The 14,145-nt window shown below is 61.7% G+C and carries 7 protein-coding genes and 2 pseudogenes; 3 read left to right on the forward strand and 6 right to left on the reverse strand.

Annotated elements, in window-relative coordinates; all coding sequences use genetic code 11:
* Position 1: 1 nt before the first annotated feature.
* Together AC0V6U_RS01470 and AC0V6U_RS01475 are read left to right on the forward strand one after the other, a co-directional pair.
* A complete protein-coding gene (locus tag AC0V6U_RS01470) occupies positions 2-2,251 on the forward strand; it encodes an autotransporter assembly complex protein TamA (protein ID WP_486169349.1) in 2,250 nt (749 codons plus the stop codon).
* Positions 2,251-6,453: a translocation/assembly module TamB domain-containing protein gene (locus AC0V6U_RS01475; protein WP_472644459.1), complete on the forward strand. Its 4,203-nt coding sequence runs from the start codon at positions 2,251-2,253 to the stop codon at positions 6,451-6,453. The genes AC0V6U_RS01470 and AC0V6U_RS01475 overlap by 1 nt, the downstream gene beginning before the upstream one ends.
* A gap of 49 nt (positions 6,454-6,502) precedes the next feature.
* Here AC0V6U_RS01475 and AC0V6U_RS01480 read toward each other — a convergent pair whose 3' ends face one another.
* The gene (locus AC0V6U_RS01480) at positions 6,503-7,168 is read right to left on the reverse strand and encodes a lysozyme (RefSeq protein ID WP_472644460.1); all 666 of its coding nucleotides are present in this window, start codon (positions 7,166-7,168) and stop codon (positions 6,503-6,505) included.
* Between the two features lie 154 nt (positions 7,169-7,322).
* Here AC0V6U_RS01480 and AC0V6U_RS01485 point away from each other — a divergent pair, with 154 nt between their 5' ends.
* Entirely contained in the window at positions 7,323-9,152 is a 1,830-nt protein-coding gene (locus tag AC0V6U_RS01485; protein ID WP_472644461.1) for a sensor domain-containing diguanylate cyclase, read from the forward strand.
* 84 nt (positions 9,153-9,236) lie between these two features.
* Here AC0V6U_RS01485 and glnA read toward each other — a convergent pair whose 3' ends face one another.
* From glnA to AC0V6U_RS01510, 5 genes and pseudogenes are all read right to left on the reverse strand, one after another.
* Positions 9,237-10,646: a type I glutamate--ammonia ligase gene (gene glnA / locus AC0V6U_RS01490; protein ID WP_472644462.1), complete on the reverse strand. Its 1,410-nt coding sequence runs from the start codon at positions 10,644-10,646 to the stop codon at positions 9,237-9,239.
* A 69-nt stretch (positions 10,647-10,715) separates the two neighbouring features.
* Positions 10,716-11,055, reverse strand: a pseudogene (locus AC0V6U_RS01495) (P-II family nitrogen regulator).
* A 258-nt stretch (positions 11,056-11,313) separates the two neighbouring features.
* Positions 11,314-12,240, reverse strand: a complete 927-nt coding sequence (gene argC, locus AC0V6U_RS01500) for an N-acetyl-gamma-glutamyl-phosphate reductase (protein WP_472644463.1) — start codon at positions 12,238-12,240, stop codon at positions 11,314-11,316.
* Positions 12,241-12,267: 27 nt separating this feature from the next.
* Positions 12,268-12,615, reverse strand: coding sequence for a hypothetical protein (locus AC0V6U_RS01505; protein WP_472644464.1), 348 nt, complete (start codon positions 12,613-12,615; stop codon positions 12,268-12,270).
* Between the two features lie 127 nt (positions 12,616-12,742).
* A pseudogene (locus AC0V6U_RS01510) lies at positions 12,743-14,145 on the reverse strand (leucyl aminopeptidase family protein).

A 14,145-nucleotide genomic window follows, 5' to 3' on the forward strand; every position in this document is an offset into this window, starting at 1 on the left:
ATTGCGGAGCATATGGCTCGCTGCGGCGATGGGCTGCGCCGTGCATGGCCCCTATGCCTATGCCCAGGATGCCTCGCCTGACCTGGCCCAGCCAGCCGAAAATCAGCCCGCCGCGGAGGGTGATGCCCAGAGTGCGGTGCCCCTAGAGAACCCGAGCCAAGAGCCAACAACTCCAGCACCTGCCGCTCCGCCGCCGCCGCGTTCGCTCGAAGAGCTGATCCCAGATAGCGCAGTGGAGAATGCAGAGGGCTGGGCGACGCAGGGCGCGGGCCCGGAGGCGACGCCAGCGGAGAGCTTTGAGTTAGCGAACGATCCCGTCGCCGATCTTGCAGGCGCGCCGGACCCGATCGCCGAAGAGCTCGAAACGCTGACAATCGCGGTGCCCGAACCGCTCACCCCTGACCCTGAGGTTGAGGCGCTGGCGGAGATCAATGCGCCCGATCTCATCGACCTGCCGGAGCTCGCCCGATTCGACATATCTGACGAATTGGAGCTCGGTTTTCCCGCCGATGCAGAGGGCTTCCCGGAGCGCGCGGCTTTTCTCGCCCGATTTGAAGCACTTTCCACCGTAGAAACTTTGAGCGGCAGCGAAGCCAGCATAGCGCAATTGGCGGCGCGCGCGCGGGCCGATCAAGACCTGCTCCAACGCACTTTGCGCAATTATGGCTATTACGATGGCCAGGTGATCCGCCAGCTGTCCGGCGTGCGCCCCGGTGAAGACACCGCCAGCGTGCGCCCGCGCGCCCGTTTCGATATTCTACCCGGCCCGCGATACTCGTTTGGCGAGATCGACCTAGGCGCTCTTTCCGGCGCGCTCGATTATGTCGATCTGCGCAATGCCTTTGCCATCCAATCTGGCGATCCACTGTATGCCGACCGGATTGTTGAGCAGCAGATTGTGCTCGATACGGCTCTCGGAGAACGCGGCTATCCCTTTGCCGAGATCGATGAGCCGGACCTCCTGATTGATCACGCAAGGCGCGAGGGCGATTTGACGCTGCCAGTTGAGCCGGGCGGTAAATATGTCTTCGGCGAAGTCACCAGCAGCGAGCCGGAGTTCCTGTCTGGCAAGCACCTGTCGCGGATTGCCCGTTTTGAGCCGGGCGACACCTATCAGCGCAGTCTGGAATTTGACCTGCGCCGCGCGGTCACCGCGACGGGACTGGTCTCGACCGTCACTGTGACGCCCAGAGAAGTCGCCCCGCCAAGCGGCGACGAGCCCGGCGTGGTCGCGCTCGACGTTGGGGTTGAGAAGGCCAAGCTGCGCACGATTTCTGGCGCGATTGGCTTTGGCTCTGAGGACGGCCTGAAGGTTGAGGCCGGGTGGGAGCACCGCAATCTCTTCCCACCAGAGGGCGCGCTGAACGTGCGCGGTATTCTCGGCACGCGTGAGCGGCTCGCCAGCCTCAGCCTCAAACGCAGCAATTTTCGCGCGCGCGATCAGGTTCTGACGCTGGATGCCTATGCCAGTGATATCGAAACCGAGGCAGTCGATGCCCGCACAATCGGCCTGCGCGGCACTTTCGAGCGTCTGTCCAACCTGCTGTTCCAAAAGCCATTCAGCTGGGCGCTGGGCGGCGAGCTGCTCTATTCTGATGAGCGCAACCAAGGTGTTGATGGCGCGGAATCTCCGCGCCAGGACTTCGTCATTGGCGGTCTGTTTGGCCGCGCAACCATTGATGCCAGTGACGATCTGCTCGACCCGGCCAGCGGTTACCGGCTCACCGGTTTCCTCGCGCCTGAGGTCTCGCAATCGCGCGGGGCAACCAGCTTCTATTTCCGCAGCGAAGCGGATGCGACCTATTACCAATCGATCGGCTCTACCGTTCTCGCCAGCCGCGCCAAATTCGCGACCATTCAGGGCGCGGGCGTTGATGCCATTGCGCCATCGCGGCGGCTTTATGCGGGCGGCGGCGGGTCGGTGCGCGGCTATGGTTTTCAAGCCATCGGGCCGCGCAATCCCGACACGGGAGAGGCCACGGGCGGACGCTCTCTCGTTGAATTCTCGCTGGAGGCGCGGATTGAAACCGGTCTGTTTGACGGCGCGGTTGAAGTCGTGCCCTTCATCGATGCGGGCTCCGTGTCGGTCGACAACACGCCGGACTTTGGCCTGATCCGTGTTGGTGCAGGTGTGGGCCTGCGCTACAAGACCGGGTTCGGCCCGATCCGCGTCGATGTTGGCGTGCCGCTCAACCCCAATGAGTTCGACAGCCCGGTCGTCGTCTATGTCAGCCTTGGGCAGGCCTTCTGATGAGCGACGAAGCTGCAATCGAAGAGCAAGCCGATAGCCCGCCGGTGAAGCGTAAACGCCGCTGGGCCAAGCGGCTTGGGTGGGCGCTGGCGATCATCCTGCTGCCGCTCGTGCTGGCGGCTGCATTCTTGAGCACGCCCATTGGCAAGCGCTTTGTGACCGATCAGATCGCTCAGGTCGCGCCTGCATCGGGGCTGCGCTTTGAGGTCGGGCGGATCGAGGGGGATATTTACGGCCAGGCCACGCTGCACGATGTCACCGTGTTTGATCCTGTCGGGGAGTTTTTGACGATCCCAGAGGTCGATCTCAATTGGAACCCGCTCGCCTGGCTCACCAGCGGTCTCGACATTCGTGAGCTTAGCGCGCGGCGCGGCACGCTCAGCCGGTTGCCAGAGCTGCTTCCCGGCGACCCGGATGCGCCGATCCTGCCAGACTTCGACATTCGCGTTGATGAGCTGACGATCGACAGCCTGACGCTCTCCCCCGGCATTGCCGGTGAGGATGCTCAGCAAGTAAATCTGACCGCAGAGGCCGACATTCGCTCAGGCCGTGTCTTCGTTGATCTGGACGGAACATTGGGTAGTGAAGACCGCATTGCCCTTTTGCTGAACGCCATGCCCGATGGCGATGAGTTCGACATAAAGCTCGACTACGCCGCGCCAGCCGCAGGTGTGATTGCGCAGATGGCCGGGCTTGATCGCGGCTACCGCGCGCGCATCGACGGCGAGGGGACGTGGGCGAAATGGCTTGGCCATCTGCTGGTGGAAGAGACGGGCGGCGATGACGCAGCGCGCGTGGCAGGCTTTCAGATCACCAATCGCGCGGGCGAATACAGCCTGCTGGGACAGCTCTCCCCGCCGATCACTGGCAATGGGATTGCGGCGCGGGCATTGGGCGATGCACTGTCGCTGTCGTTGGTTGGAACGCTGGAGGCCAGCACCTTTGACGGGAAATTCGCTGCCGCCACGCGCGCATTGTTTGCGCGGGGTGAGGGCGCGGTTGATCTGGCTGACAACCGTTTTGATGACTTCGGGGTCAATGCTTTGCTGCGCGATCCGGCGCTGCTTGGGTCAGCTGTGTCGCTCGAAAACACCCGGCTTTCCGGGACCCTGAATGGCCCATTCCGCGAACTTGCCGCCGAGCATTCCTTGCAAATCGGCACGCTTATCGCTGGCGAGACAGAGGTCGCCAATATCGTCCAATCCGGCACGGCGCGCTATGATGGGGCCGGTTGGTCGCTGCCGCTCGATGCGACCAGCGGCGCGGTTACGACGGGCATCGCCGCGCTCGATCCGAAACTGACCAGCGGCATTTTGCGCGGCGGGCTCGATTGGCGCGAGGGGCGCCTCACCAGCGACAACCTGCGCCTTGTCTTTGAGACGTTCGGGGCCAATCTCACACTCAGAGGCGATACGTCGGCAGGCGTGTATGCTCTGGCCGGGCCGGTCAGCGCGCGCGGATTTAACCTGCCCGATATCGGCAGCGCCAATGCGACCGCGAAAATCCTGCTGAAATTGGGCGCGAATATCCCCTGGAGCCTGCGCGCGAACTTCGCAGGCGAGCTTTCCAGCATCGCCAATGAGACAGTCGCCAATGTCGCAGGCGGTCCGATAAAACTGCGCGGCGGGCTCTCGGTCGGCGGCAATTCGCCGTTCTCCTTCACCGCGCTGGAGGCAGACAGTCCGAAGCTATCTCTGGCTGCCGATGGCCGGGTAGTCGATGGCACGACCAGCCTTGTCGGCTCTGGACGGCACGCGGACTACGGCGACTTCACGATTGATGGAGCCTTCGGTGTCGAAGGCCCCCGTGCGACCTTGGTGTTCGCCGATCCCTTGCCCGCCGCTGGTCTTGCCAATGTCCGCGTTGCGATTGCGCCGAGTGACAATGGCTTTGCGATTGATACCGAGGGCGGCTCTCTGCTCGGCCCGTTCAAAGGCGCGCTGGGACTTGCCTTGCCCGGCGATGGTCCGGCGCGGATCGACATCTCAAGCCTCAAAATCTGGCGCACTGATGTGACCGGCGCGCTCGCCCTCGAAGAGCGCGGCCTGCGCGGAAACCTCGCGCTCAGCGGCGGCGGCATTGGCGGGTCAATCGCACTCGCGCCAGAAGGGACCGCGCAGGCCTTCGATGCCGATCTGACAGTTCGCGGCGCGCGCTTTGGCGGGACGACCACTTTGGCTTTGGCCAGCGCTGATATCAGCGCGAATGGTGCCTTCACCGAAGGCTCCAGCCGCATCAATGCCGACATTTCTGGCTCCGGTTTGGAATATGGCGCGCTGTTCATTGGGCGCTTTGCGGGCAAGGCCGATGTGACCAATGGCACAGGCAAAGCGACCGCCTCGATCGCCGGACGGCGCAGCGACCGCTTTGCGCTCAAATTTGATGGCGATATCGCGCCGCGCCGCCTCGCGCTCTTGGCTCGGGGAGAATTTGCCGGGCGCGACATTACGATGCCTCGTCGCGCTGTCCTGACTCAGGCTGAGGGGCAGGAGGGCTGGCGGCTTGCGCCAACGCAGGTCGGCTTTGGCCGCGGCTATGCCATCGTTGAGGGCGCGCTGGGCGGGGCGGAGACCGCCGTGCAGGCGAAGCTTGCCGATATGCCGCTCTCACTGGCCGATCTCGCGATTGCTGACCTTGGCTTTGGCGGCGTCATCTCTGGCCTGATCGATTACCGCCAAACGGGCAGCGCGCCGCCGAGCGCCAACGCCAAGGTGGAGATCAAGAACTTCACCCGTTCCGGCCTCGTCCTATCCTCGCGCCCGGTCGATGTGCTCGCGGTGCTCGATCTAACGCCGAGCCGATTGAGCGGCGGCGCGGTTCTGCGCGAAGAAGGCAACCGGCTTGGCCGGGTAAAGGCGGACATTACTGGGGTGCCGCTGAATGGCGCTTTGATGGACCGGCTGCGGCGCGGGCGCTTGGCTGCGGATTTGAATTACAACGGCCCGGCTGAGGGCGTTTGGCGGCTTATCGGGATTGAGACCTTTGATCTGACCGGACCTGCGACCGTGTCCTCCAAAGTCACCGGCACGCTCTCCAATCCGGTCTTCAATGGCCGGGTCGCGAGTGACAATCTGCGGGTGCAAAGCGCGCTGTCCGGGACAGATATCGCCAATGTCGCCGTGCGCGGGCAATTTGCTGGATCGCGCCTGCGCCTGACCCGCTTTGCTGGGACGACCGCGCGGGGTGGCACCGTCAGCGGCAGCGGGTCCGTCAATTTCGCCGGATTGCAGTCGGGCCGCCCGCCGCAGATTGATCTGCGCGCGGCGGTCGATGATGCGCGGCTGCTCAACGCCAATGGCCTGTCCGCGACGCTGACTGGCCCCTTGCGGATTATCTCGGATGGCAGCGGCGGGACCATCGCTGGACGGCTGAGGATCAACCGGGCGAGCTGGGCGCTGGGCGTTGCGGCGGAAGATATGGCGCTTCCTGAGGTGCGCACCAGAGAGGTGAACACGCCGGTCGATGCGCGCCCCAGGACCGCCTCTGCATCAACCTGGCGCTATCTGGTGGATGCCAGCACAAACAGCCGGATTTCGGTCGACGGCTTGGGCCTCGACAGCGAATGGGGCGCGGACATTGCGCTGCGCGGTACGACCAGCGATCCGCGCATTGGCGGTGAGGCTAGGCTGGTGCGCGGAGCTTACACTTTCGCAGGCACAAGGTTTGATCTGACGCGGGGACGCATCGCCTTTGACGTGAACCAGCCGATCAATCCGCGCCTTGATATCGAGGCAGCAACCAGCGCGGACGGGGTCAATGTAACGGTCGCGATTGGCGGCAATTCCGAAAGCCCGGAGATCACCTTTGGCTCCAACCCGCAGCTGCCTGAGGAAGAAATCCTCGCCCGGCTGCTGTTCGGCGGTTCGATCACCAGCCTATCCGCCACCGATGCGCTGCAATTGGGCGCGGCCTTGGCGAGCCTGCGCGGCGGCGGCGGGATCGATCCGGTCAGCCAGCTGCGCAATGCGATTGGCCTTGATCAACTGCGCATTGTCAGCGCCGATCCCGCGCTTAATCGCGGCACCGGCGTGGCGCTGGGCAAGAACCTAGGTCGCCGTGTCTATGTCGAGATCGTGACCGACGGGCGCGGATATAGCGCCACCAGCGTGGAATATCGGATCACGCGCTGGCTTGCTCTGCTGGGCAGTGTGTCGACCATTGGACGGCAAAGCGTGGTGGCAGAGATCAGCCGCGATTACTGAACGGGCTCGGTGCTGGGTTTTGGCCTAGTCCACGCGGCCGCGCCCAAAACTAAGACGCATAGAGCTTTGCCTCCGCAGCTCGGCGCCGGGTCAGTCCCTTTAGCACGCGCCCGCCGGCCTTATTCCAGCGCGCAAATTCTCGCATCGCTCCATCGAAATCTCCGGCCTTGTGCTTGCGGGTCAAGGTCGCGCGGGCAATTGCGCCGGTGTTGTAGTGAAAGCTGACCATGGCATCGAATTGCGCCTGGTTGGTCGGAGCATCGCCGAGCGCGCGCGCGACATCGGCGGCGTAAAGCGCAAGGTCTTCCTCAAGCCGGGCGTCGCATTCTGCCTGGGTCCATACGGTGCCAGGACCAATCCGGTCATCCCTGCCAAGCCCGCGCCCAGTTGCGCCCCAGCCGATGGTCCACGGTTCGCTGCCCGTGCCGGGATCGGGATAGGCCTCGACCAGACCGTCTGTGCGCAGCCGCGCGCAGCCTTCAAACCGTTTGATCATGGCAATCCCTTGCTCGCCAACCCGCATTCCAGAGCGCGCGGATTTTATGATCGGTACAGAGACATGGCTGCGTGCCGGCCGACAGGCCGCTTCATCACCGCTGGCGCAATCGAGCGCGCGATCGAGCGTTGCGACTTCGGATTTGCGAAAGCCCCGGCCGAGCATTGCGCGGACGGCATCGAATAAGGGCTTGCGAGATTTTGAGGTGAGATCTGGCACGGCGGTCGCCTCCTTTTTGGAACAGAGGCGAACCTATTAGGCAGATTGTAGCAGAGTAGGAAAATGGAAAGTTTGCCCGGCAAAGGATGCAACTTTTACATCCTGTTACAATTCCAAAGCTCTATCTTAACATTTGAGGCGCAGGCCCCGCTGGATGAACGGGAACTCTTCTAAAATCGACGCACCGGTAAAAAACTGGGCGATCGGATGCATAGTGGGAGCGGCCTATTTTCTGGCCGCCTGCTTCTCCTTTGAACTCGCATTGGGGGTCAGCGGAGTTGCGACTCTTTGGCCTGCGAGCGGAATTTTCGTTTCGGCTTTGCTTCTCGCGCACCGCAATCAAATCGCTCCGATGGCTGTGGCCGTCGCCGCGGCCAGCATCATCGCCAATGTGCTTTACGGCGCGTCCCTAGGGACGGCGTTGGCATTTACCGCGGCCAATGTGGCTGAAGGCATTTTGATCAGCCAGCTGGTTATTCGCACCTCCGGCGTTCCGCGGACTCTGGACGATAAGCGCTGGCTTGCGACCTTCTTTGGCGCGGCCGTCGCCGGCAGCGCCGCAAGCGCGGCAGTTGCTGCCTTGCTCGCAGGCGAGCTGACGCTGCCCTTCTTCGTATCGTGGTTCACGACGGTGTGCCTCGGGATGCTGATCGTAACGCCATTGATCGTGGCCGCTGCGAATGAGTTTCCGCTCCAGTTTAAACAGGTCTCGCGCGGATCGGTGCTACGCTTTGGGCTTTTTACCACCGTCGTCGGGATTGTCTGCTGGGCCGCTTTGGCCCTTGGAGAGGGACAGTTTCTGTTCTTGCCAGTGATCGCAATTGCCGCTGCGACCTACGCCTATGGCTCACGCGGGGCCGCGATCAGCATCAGCCTTGTCGCAGTGATTGCCACGCTGGAGACTGATTTTTCAGCCCCGGTGATTGGCGAATTTGCGCTGCAATGGGACACGCTGTTCCTGCAATTTTATCTTCTCAGCCTGCTGTGTTCCGTCTGGCCGCTATCGGCGCTGATGGCGGAAAAGGAAAAGCTGATTGATCGCTATGCTCAGTCGACCGACCTTCTCAAACTGGCGGAGAAGACCGCGAAAGTAGGGCACTGGGCGCTGGAGCCGGACAATTCGACGCTGATCTGGTCAGAAGAAGTGTTCCATATCCACGGGATCGATCCCGGCGATCCAAAGCTGGGCGGGGCGATGCCGCTTGAAGAGGTCAGCTCGCTGAACCTCTATCACTCAGAGGATCAAGACAGGGTTCGCACCTTGTTGCTGGCCGCCATGGATGACCATTTGCCGTTTTCCTATGAGGCCCGGATTGTCAGACCGGACGGCGCGATGCGCTATGTGTCCAGCATTGGGCGCCCGCGATACGATGCATCGGGCGAATTCCGCGGCCTGTTTGGCACGTTTCAGGACATCACCGAGCAAACCGAAACGCTCGAAGCACTGCGCGTGGCGCGGCGTGATGCATTGCGCGAGGCGAAGACGGCGCTGCGCCTGTCAGAGACAGATGAGCTCACCGGCATTGCCAATCGCCGCAAGGCCTTTGGCGAATTGCGCGCAGCAGCCCGAGTGGCCAAGGTCAGCGGCGCGCCGCTGACAATCGCAATTTTCGATATCGATCACTTCAAGGCGGTTAATGATCGTCACGGTCACCATGCAGGCGACGTGGTGCTGAAACGCGTTGCGCAAATCGTGACCGAACAATTGCGCCCCGGCGACTGTGCTGGCCGGATCGGCGGGGAGGAATTTCTCGTGATCCTGCCCGGTGAAGACAGTGCGGCTGCGCAAGGCATTATCGAACGGCTGCGTCTCAAAGTCGCAGCGGAAGAATGGGATATCGCTGGTCTGAAGCAAGTGACCATGAGCGCCGGGCTGGCCGATGTGGCCGTGGATGAGAGCATTGAGAAATCGATGCAGAGGGCCGACCGCGCGCTCTATGATGCGAAGCAAAGCGGCCGAAACCTACTGCGCACTGCGGCTTAATCTCAGTCTAGACCTTTCAGGACAAACAAAAGGGGCGCCAAGATCACTCTTGGCGCCCCCTTGCTATCGTATGTCAGCGGCTGATTAGCTGCTGTAATACATGTCAAACTCGACAGGAGCCGGTGTCGTCTCAAGGCGCGATACCTCTTCCCACTTCAGCTCAGCATAGGCGTCGATCTGGTCTTTCGAGAACACATCGCCCTTCAGCAGGAATTCGTGGTCTGCTTCGAGAGCCTCAAGCGCCTCGCGCAAGGAACCGCAAACGGTCGGCACGTCAGCAAGCTCAGCTGGCGGCAGATCATAGAGGTTTTTGTCCATCGCCTCGCCCGGGTGGATCTTGTTTTCGATCCCGTCGAGACCCGCCATCATCAGCGCCGCAGAGGCGAGATATGGGTTGGCCAGCGCATCTGGGAAACGGAATTCAACCCGCTTGGCTTTCTCGCCAGCGCCATATGGAATGCGGCACGAGGCAGAGCGGTTGCGCGCTGAGTAAGCGAGCAGAACCGGTGCTTCAAAGCCTGGGACCAGACGCTTGTAGCTGTTGGTGGTGGCGTTGGTGAAGGCGTTGACGGCCTTTGCGTGCTTGATGACGCCGCCGATGTAGTAAAGGCAGGTTTCCGACAGGCCGGCATATTCGTTGCCAGCGAAGGTGTTCACGCCGTCTTTCCAGATCGACATGTGGGTGTGCATGCCGCTGCCGTTATCGTCCTTGATCGGCTTCGGCATAAAGGTCGCGGTCTTGCCATAGGCATGGGCGACTTGCTGCACGACATACTTATAGATTTGCACGCGGTCAGCGGTCTGAACCAGATTGCCGAAGGTAATGCCGAGCTCATGCTGAGCGGCGGCAACTTCGTGGTGATGCTTGTCCATGGGCAGGCCCATTTCCATCATCGTGGCAACCATTTCGCCGCGAATGTCGCTGGCGCTGTCTACCGGAGCCACTGGGAAATAGCCGCCCTTGGCGCGCGGACGGTGGCCCATATTGCCGCCTTCATATTCCTTGCCGGTGTTGGTTGGCAGCTCAATATCGTCGATCGCAAAGCCTGATCCGGCATAGCCGTCTTCAAAGCGGACATCATCGAACATGAAGAACTCAGGCTCTGGTCCGACATAGATCGTGTCACCAATGCCGGTTGATTTGAGATAGGCCTCGGCGCGTTTCGCGGTGGAGCGCGGGTCGCGGGCGTAGAGCTGGCCATCGGATGGCTCAACAATGTCGCAGAACAGGATCAGCGTCGGCGTTGCGCTGAACGGATCAACATAGGCGGTGCCCAGATCAGGCTTCAGGATCATGTCGGATTCGTTGATCGCCTTCCAGCCTTCGATGGACGAACCATCGAACATCAGGCCATCGTCAAGCGCGTCTTCGTCCATGACGCTGCCGCACATGGTGAGGTGCTGCCATTTGCCCTTAGGGTCGGTGAACCGCAGGTCCACCCATTCAATGTCATGTTCCTCGATCTGTTTTACGATGTCTTTTGCACTTGCCATGGTCTGTAATTCTCCAGCTTATCTGGTGGTTGCGCCCGCATATCTGCGAGCAGAGAGGGTGGTTGAAATTTAGATCGCGTCGTCGTTGGTCTCGCCCGTGCGAATGCGCAGGGCGGTCTCAATCGGCGAGACGAAGATCTTGCCATCACCAATGCGGCCGGTTTGCGCGGCTGCTGCGATAGCCTCCACCACGCGTTCGGCCAAATCATCGCTGATGACGACTTCGAGTTTTACCTTGGGTAGGAAATCGACGACATATTCGGCGCCGCGATAGAGCTCTGTATGGCCCTTCTGCTTAGCCAAAGCCGCGCGCCTCAGTTACCGTGATGCCGGATACGCCGATTTCATGCAGCGCCTCCTTCACTTCGTCGAGTTTGAATGGCTTGATGATTGCTTCGACTTTTTTCACGGCCCGGTCGGTCTCCCCTGTCAGGCGGTTATGGCCGCCTTATACTGTAACACGCGCGATCCAAGAATCGTGCCAATCTCTGTGATGGATTGGGTTAGATGATCTGGCCTGCTGCGCAAGGGCCATTCGTTTGAAATGGGTGCGGCGCAAGATCATGTCGCGCGTGGCGTCGCAGGGTGGAGCCTGCCCAAAGCACAGACTCTGATTGCCTAAAAATTAGGCAGAGGCTCGTGGTAATCCCTTAGGTCGCCGGTTTGCCTACAGGCGTAGACCCGTCGTCTCTGGCAGGCCGCACATGATATTGAGGTTCTGAACCGCCGCCCCGCTGGCCCCTTTGCCCAGATTGTCGAGCCGCGCGACGAGGCGTGCGTGATAGTCGCCGTCATTGCCGAACGCATAAAGCGTCATCGCGTCGCTAGCTTCCTCACCTTCGCGCACAATGAGCTCGGTCAGCGGCTCTGATGAGGCGACGGTTACGATGGATGACGAGCCGTAATTCTCTGCCAGAGCTTCACGCAATTGGTCCGGCGTCAGCTTGCTATCAATCGCGCCTAAGTGAAGCGGCACTTCGACAAGCATCCCGCGATAGGCGCGAACGACGGCTGGGGCGAAAATCACGCCGTGCTTAAGCCCGGCATGCAGCTTCATCTCGGGCCGGTGCTTATGCGCCATGTCGAGGCCATAGCTGCGAAAGGCGAGGTCGGGTTCGTCTTCAATCCGCTTGATCAGGGCGTTTCCGCCACCAGAATATCCACTCACCGCATTTACGGTATAGGGCCAGTCGGCTGGCAACAGACCGGCGCGTAATAGCGGCGCGACCAGCGCCAGAAAGCCGGTCGGATAGCAGCCCGGGTTGGAGACAAACTGCGCCTCGGCAATTTTGTCGTGCCCGATGATCTCCGGAAAGCCATAGGTCCACCCTTCCGCCACGCGGTGCGCGCTGGAGGCATCAATGATCCGTGTATTCGACCCTTCGGCCAGGGCCACGGCATCACGCGCTGCATCGTCGGGCAGGCACAGGATAGCGATGTCGGCTTCGTGCAAAGCCTCTTTGCGTGCGGTCTCGTCTTTGCGGCGGTCATCATCCAGCACCAGCAGTTCAAACTCGCTGCGCGCTGCCAGCCGCTCGCGGATTTCCAAGCCGGTTGTCCCGGCGGCCCCATCGATGAAAATGCGTGTTGTCATGCTGCGCTGTTTAGCCGCTGACGCGCGCTAAGCAACGCTGCTTAAACTATCGGCTTTGACATATCCGCTTGGCCCATCCGGACCAATCGTGGCCCAGGCCCAGTCGCCTGCGACATCCAGCAATTCGATTGCGCTGCCTGAATCGAGCGCTGTTACAAGCTCTGCGCCATCTTGCGGCTGGAGCAGCATGGATGCGCCATCGGCTGCAATTTTGCGGGCCTCTGGGATGACGTAATGCGCCGCCAGATGCGTGCCTGCCAATGCGATATGCGCCAGGTCACCGCGCAGCGGCAGAGTGCCGGGCTGAGGACGCGCGATCGGGCCGCTCAAACCGAGCACGCCTGATGGCACTTCGTATTTTTCAGCCTTGCTCATAGGAGCCTGGTCCCCTGTCACGGCCCAGCGCGTATCGCTGGGGTCCGGCGCGCTTATACGGCCAAAGCCTTTCGAGCAAGTTAGCCGCTGGCTAGCGGTGGAAAGCGAAGCTCAAATAGGCGCGCGTTCACTCGCCGCCATAGCGCGCTTTGAGCGCATGCCAGCTGGCGCGCAGACCGTATGCCGCGCCGCCCTTGCTGCGCCCAGGCTTGGGGAAGGGACGCCAGCCAAAGGTGTCGAAATGCGCCCATTCAATGCCTTCACCCACGAACTTGTCGAGGAACAGGCCCGCGACGCTCGCGCCCGCATAGGGGTTGCTTTGCGCGTTGGTGAAATCGGCAATGTCGGATTTGAGATAGTCGAAATACCCCTCCGGCAACGGCAAACGCCACGGCTCATCATCATTCGCTTTGCCCGCCGCAATCAAGTCAGCGGCGGTCTCGTCACGGCGCGTCATCAGCGCTGGGAAATCAGGGCCCAGAGCAATGCGCGCCGCGCCGGTCAGCGTGGCAAAATCAATGATCAGCTCCGGCTCTTCCTCGCTTGCGCGGGTCAGGGCATCGCCAAGGATCAGGCGGCCTTCTGCATCGGTGTTGTGGATCTCAACCTTGTGACCCTTGCGGCTATCCAGCACATCGCCGGGGCGGAATGCCGGGCCTGAGATCGCATTTTCAACCGCTGGCACAAACAGGTGCAATTGCACCTTCAGCCCGCCCCGCATGACCAGGCCCGCAAGCGCAATTGCGTGGGCTGCGCCGCCCATATCTTTCTTCATCAGGCGCATCGCCGACGGCTGGCTTGATATCGAGCCCGCCCGAATCGAAGCACACGCCTTTGCCAACAATCGCCAGCACCGGATCCTTGTCGCTGCCACCCTTGGCTTGCCAGGTGAGGTGCAGCATGCGCGGCGCGTGATGGCGCGCAGCGGCGCGGCCAACGGCGTGCACCATGGGATAGCCTTGCTCCAACGCGTCGCCCTTGGTCACTTTCAAAGTGCCGCCATAGGCCTTGGCGAGCTTTTCAAACTCTGCCTCCAATGCGGCTGGCCCCATGTCCTCTGCCGGTGTGTTGATCAGGTCGCGGACCAGCATCTCTGCCTCCGCTTCGGCGAGCAATGGCTCAATCGCTGCAGCCTGCTTGGTCAGCAACACGCGCGGGCTTAGCCGCGTTTTCATCCTCGCGGTAGCGGGTGAAGCGGTAGTGCGCGGTCAGCCAGCCAAACATCGCCGCGCCAGCATCGGCGTTCTCCAGCCGATATGTGCCTTCAGGCAGGGCCGCAGCCAATCCGGCCAGGCAATAGCTTGAAAGCTTGTCCTTATTGGCCACGCCGCCAACCGCGAACCAAGCATCGCCATCGGGTACAATGCCGGTTTGGCCAGCGCCGCCGGTGAATTTCTGCGCGGTCAGCGCGGCGCGCTGTCCCGTGCTTAGGGATTTCACCCAGTCCTCATACCCATCCTGCGTCACAAGATGGATCGAGACGGCGTCTTGCCCGCGGTCGGGCTGGATCAATTCTTTGGTATCATTCAT

Source organism: Erythrobacter sp. W36, from assembly GCF_057364935.1.